Source organism: uncultured Nocardioides sp. (genome assembly GCF_902805925.1).
Lineage (GTDB): Bacteria > Actinomycetota > Actinomycetes > Propionibacteriales > Nocardioidaceae > Nocardioides.
Map to the genome: position 1 here is coordinate 1 of NZ_CADCUP010000190.1, position 4,298 is coordinate 4,298.

The following is a 4,298-nucleotide window of genomic DNA, read 5'->3' on the forward strand; positions in this document are numbered from 1 at the left end:
TCCAGCTCTTCCTCGCCATCCCGGTCGACGTCGGCATCCCCTACGGCGGCCTCGGCTACATCGGCGGGGTCGTCGCCGTGGGGCTGTGGCTCTACGTCCTGCACGTGTGCGTGCTGCTCGGCTGGGCCGTCACCGCGGCGCTCGACGAGCAGGTCGCGGGCTGGTCCGGGAGCCCCGCATGAGCGCCGGGGTGGTGGAGCTGCGCGTGTGGCGAACCGGACGGCTCGCGCCCGCGCTGGCGCGGATGGCGACCGGGCGCCGGATGCTGCGGGGCACCCCCGGCCTGCGGTTCGCCAAGCTGCTCGGCACCGGCTCGGGCCGCACCTTCACCCCGCGCGACGCCGACCCGCACCACTGGGCGCTGCTGACCACCTGGGACGACCAGGGCGCGGCCGACGCCTTCGCGGGCAGCCGCCTGGTGCGCGGCTGGGACTCCGTCGCCCAGGAGCAGCTCCGGGTGCGGATGGCGACGCTCTCCGCACGCGGGCAGTGGTCGGGCGTCGAGCCGTTCAGCCCCGCTGCCCCGCCGTCGTACGACGGGCCGATCGCCGCCGTCACCCGCGCCCGGCTCCGGGCGTCGCGTGCGCTGTCGTTCTGGCGGGCCGTGCCGCCCGTCGTCGACGCGCTCACCGTGGCACCCGGCCTCCGCCTCGCCGTGGGCATCGGCGAGGCGCCGATCGGCCTGCAGGGCACCTTCTCGCTGTGGGACTCCAGCCGCGCCCTCGTCGACTTCGCCTACCGCAGCCCCGCCCACGTCGCCACCGTGCAGCGCACCGAGCCCGCCCGCTGGTACGCCGAGGAGCTCTTCGCACGCTTCGCCGTCCTCGAGGTCGAGGGCACCTACCGGGGCAGGACGCCGTGACGGGCACCGAGGCAGGGGCGGTGCCGGCGACCGACCGCGGCGGCCGGCAGCTCGCTGCCGCGGCGCTGGCGGCCGCGGCCGTCCTGGTGCAGATGGTCTTCCCGTTCACCGACGGCGGCACGCTCGCCCTCACCGCGGCCAGCGTGCTCCTGCTGTCGGGCGCCGCGCTCGCGCACGCACTGGCCACCCGCGGCCCCCGGGCCCTCGTCGTCCTGCTCGTGGTGGCCGGCGGCGGTGGGCTCGTCGCGGAGGCGGTGGGCGTCAGCACCGGCGTGCCGTTCGGCCGCTACGACTACACCGGCACGCTCGGCTGGGAGGTGCTCGGCGTCCCGGCGCTGGTGCCGCTGGCCTGGATCATGATGTCGTGGCCGGCGCTCGTGGTGGCCCGCCTGCTCGTGCCCCACCGCAGGGCGCTGCGCGTGGTGGTCGCGGCCTGGGCGCTGACCGCCTGGGACGTCTTCCTCGACCCGCAGATGGTCGACGCCGGGCACTGGACCTGGGACTCCCCGCACCCCGCGCTGCCGGGGGTGGAGGGCATCCCGCTGACGAACTTCGCCGGGTGGCTGCTCGTCTCGCTGCTCATCTGCGGGCTGCTCGACCGCCTCCTCGCCGATGCACCGCTACCCCTGCGGCTCGACGCCGTGCCGGTCGCGGTCTACCTGTGGACCTACTTCTCCTCGGTGCTCGCGCACGCGCTGTTCTTCGGCCGGCCGCCGGTCGCGCTGGTCGGCGCGCTGCTGATGGGGCTGGTCGCCTGGCCGCTGGTGGCCCGCCTCCTGCGGGAGCGTCGACGGTGAGGGGCGGAGGAGCCGGCCGGTGGGCCGTGCGGGCAGGCACCGCCCTGTCACTGGCGTCGCTGGCCCTGACGGTCGACAACGTGCGGCGGGTGCGCGCGCCCGCGACCGGCGCGACACCGACGCCGGAGCACCTCGCCGTGCTGCTGCCCGTGCGCGACGAGGTCGCCGGGGTGGAGCGCTGCGTCCGCGGCCTGGTCGCCGCGGCCAGTCACTGGCCCGGGACGGCGACCGTCGTGGTGCTCGACGACGGCTCGACCGACGGCACCACCGACGTGCTGCACCGGCTCGCCGGCACCGACGGGGTCGACGTCGTCCACGGCAGCCCCACCCCCGACGGCTGGCTCGGCAAGCCGTGGGCCTGCCAGCAGCTCGCCGACGCCGTCCCCGACGCGGACGTGCTCGTCTTCGTGGACGTGGACGTCGACGTCGCACCGCACGGGCTGACGGCCACCGTCGGCCTGCTGCGCTCCTCCGGGCTCGACCTGGTCTGCCCCTACCCGCGACAGGAGGCGCACGGCGCCGCCGAGCGCCTGGTGCAGCCGCTGCTCCAGTGGTCGTGGATGAGCACCCTCCCGCTCGGCCTCGCCGAGCGGTCGCCGCGGCCGTCGCTGACCGCCGCCAACGGCCAGCTCCTCGCCGTCGACGCCGGGGCCTACCGGCGGGCCGGCGGCCACGCCGCGGTGCGCGCGGAGGTGCTCGAGGACATCGCCCTGCTGCGGGCGGTGAAGGGCTCCGGCGGACGCGGCGTGGTCGCCGAGGGCAGCGCCGTCGCCTCCTGCCGCATGTACGACGGCTGGCCCGACCTGCGCGCCGGCTACACCAAGTCCCTGTGGGCCGCCTTCGGCTCGCCGGCGGGCGCTGCCGCGGTGACGGCCACGATGCTGCTGGCCCACGTCGTCCCCTTCCTCGCCGCCCTGGGCGGCTCGCGCACCGGGCTGGCCGGGTACCTGTCCGGGGTTGCTGCGCGGGTGCTCGTCGCCCGGCGCACCGGCGGCCGCGCGCACCCCGACGCGTGGGCCCACCCGCTCTCGGTGGCGCTGTTCTCCGCACTGACCGTCGACTCCCTCCTCGCCCGGCGCCGGGGCACCCTGCGCTGGAAGGGCCGGCCCGTCGAGGTGACCCGGTGAGCCGCGTCGTCGTGGTCGGGGCCGGCGTCGGCGGGCTCGCCGCCGCCGTGCGGCTGGCCGCGCTCGGCCACCGCGTGACCGTGCTCGAGCAGGCCGACGACGTGGGCGGCAAGCTCGGCACCGAGACCCACGACGGGTTCGTCTTCGACACCGGCCCCTCGCTGGTGACCATGCCGCACGTGCTCGCCGAGCTGTTCGCCGACACCGGCGCACCGATCGAGGAGGTGCTGCCCCTCCAGCGGCTCGACGTGGCCTGCCGCTACCGGTTCCCCGACGGCACCCTGCTCGACGTGCCCGGCGACGCCCGCGACGTGCCGGCCGCGCTCGACGCCGCCCTCGGCCCCGGCCGCGGCGCGCAGTGGGCCGCCTTCATGCAGCGCGCCGAGCGCATCTGGGACGTCACCCGTCAGCCGTTCCTCGAGTCGCCGATCACCGTGGCCGACATGGTGCGGCTCTCGCGCCGCCTCGACCACGTCGCCACGGTGGCACCGTGGCGCAGCCTGCGCGGCCTCGGCGCGACGTACCTCCACGACCCCCGGCTGCGGATGCTGCTCGACCGCTACGCCACCTACACCGGCTCGGACCCCCGGCACGCCCCGGCGGCGCTCGCCGCGGTGCCGTACGCCGAGCAGGCCTTCGGCTCCTGGTACGTCCCCGGTGGCCTGCACCGGATCGCGGAGGCCCTGGCCGACCGGGCTCGGGGGCTGGGCGCGCACCTGCACACCGGCGCCGAGGTCGTGGAGGTGGTCGTCGAGGGGGGCCGTGCCGCCGGGGTCCGCCTGGCCGACGGCTCCACCGTGCCCGCCGACGTGGTGGTGGCCAACGCCGACGCCGCCTCGGTCTACTCCCGGCTCGTCCCGGGCCCGCGCGCCCGCCGGGCGGCCTCGCGCATCCGGCGTACGACGCCGTCCCTGTCGGGCTTCGTGCTGCTGCTCTCCCTCGACCAGGCACCGGCCGGACAGGCCCACCACGAGGTGCTCTTCGCCGAGGACTACGACGCCGAGTTCGACGGCGTCTTCGGCCGGGGCGGGCGCGCGCGCCCCGTCGACCGGCCCACGGTCTACGTCTCGGCGCCCGACGACCCGGCGCTGGTGCCGCACGCCGGTGCCGGGGCGTGGTTCGTGCTCGTCAACGCGCCCCGCCACGACCCCCGCGACGGGGTCGACTGGGAGGCACCGGGGCTGGCCGAGGAGTACGCCGACCGGGTGCTCGAGGTGATGGCCTCGCGCGGTCGCGACGTCCGGGCCGCCGTCCGGCACCGCGCCCTGCTCAGCCCCGCCGAGCTGGCCCGGCGCACCTTGACGCCCGGCGGCTCCATCTACGGGACCTCCTCCAACGGCGCGGCCGCGGCCTTCCTGCGGCCGGCCAACCGGTCGCCGCTGCCGGGGCTCCTCCTCGTGGGTGGCTCCGCCCACCCCGGCGGCGGGCTGCCCCTGGTGACCCTGTCCGCCCGGATCGTGGCCGGGCTGGTCGGCCCGGCGTGAGGCAGTCTCAGCCCGGGAGCTGACGCCG

5 protein-coding genes are annotated in these 4,298 nt (G+C 77.1%); all 5 read left to right on the plus strand.

The window, feature by feature from the left end; all coding sequences use genetic code 11:
- Positions 1-182 (plus strand): hypothetical protein (locus QZX64_RS13700; RefSeq protein ID WP_295660870.1); only part of this gene is annotated, 182 nt, incomplete at its 5' end.
- Positions 179-862: a hypothetical protein gene (locus tag QZX64_RS13705; protein WP_295660872.1), complete on the plus strand. Its 684-nt coding sequence runs from the start codon at positions 179-181 to the stop codon at positions 860-862. The genes QZX64_RS13700 and QZX64_RS13705, both read left to right, overlap by 4 nt.
- On the plus strand, positions 859-1,659 hold the full coding sequence (locus QZX64_RS13710; protein ID WP_295660874.1) for a carotenoid biosynthesis protein: 801 nt from the start codon (positions 859-861) through the stop codon (positions 1,657-1,659). Before QZX64_RS13705 ends, QZX64_RS13710 begins: the two co-directional genes overlap by 4 nt.
- A 26-nt stretch (positions 1,660-1,685) precedes the next feature.
- Positions 1,686-2,786 (plus strand): glycosyltransferase family 2 protein, encoded by a 1,101-nt coding sequence (locus QZX64_RS13715; RefSeq protein ID WP_295660876.1) that lies wholly within the window; start codon positions 1,686-1,688, stop codon positions 2,784-2,786.
- Positions 2,783-4,270, plus strand: a complete 1,488-nt coding sequence (gene crtI / locus QZX64_RS13720) for an NAD(P)/FAD-dependent oxidoreductase (RefSeq protein ID WP_295660878.1) — start codon at positions 2,783-2,785, stop codon at positions 4,268-4,270. Before QZX64_RS13715 ends, crtI begins: the two co-directional genes overlap by 4 nt.
- Positions 4,271-4,298 lie beyond the last annotated feature (28 nt).

Bases quoted from the DNA above. Each gene is read 5' to 3' on its own strand.
- QZX64_RS13705 (WP_295660872.1), top strand. From the start codon at position 179: ATGAGCGCCGGGGTGGTGGAGCTGCGCGTGTGGCGAACCGGACGGCTC.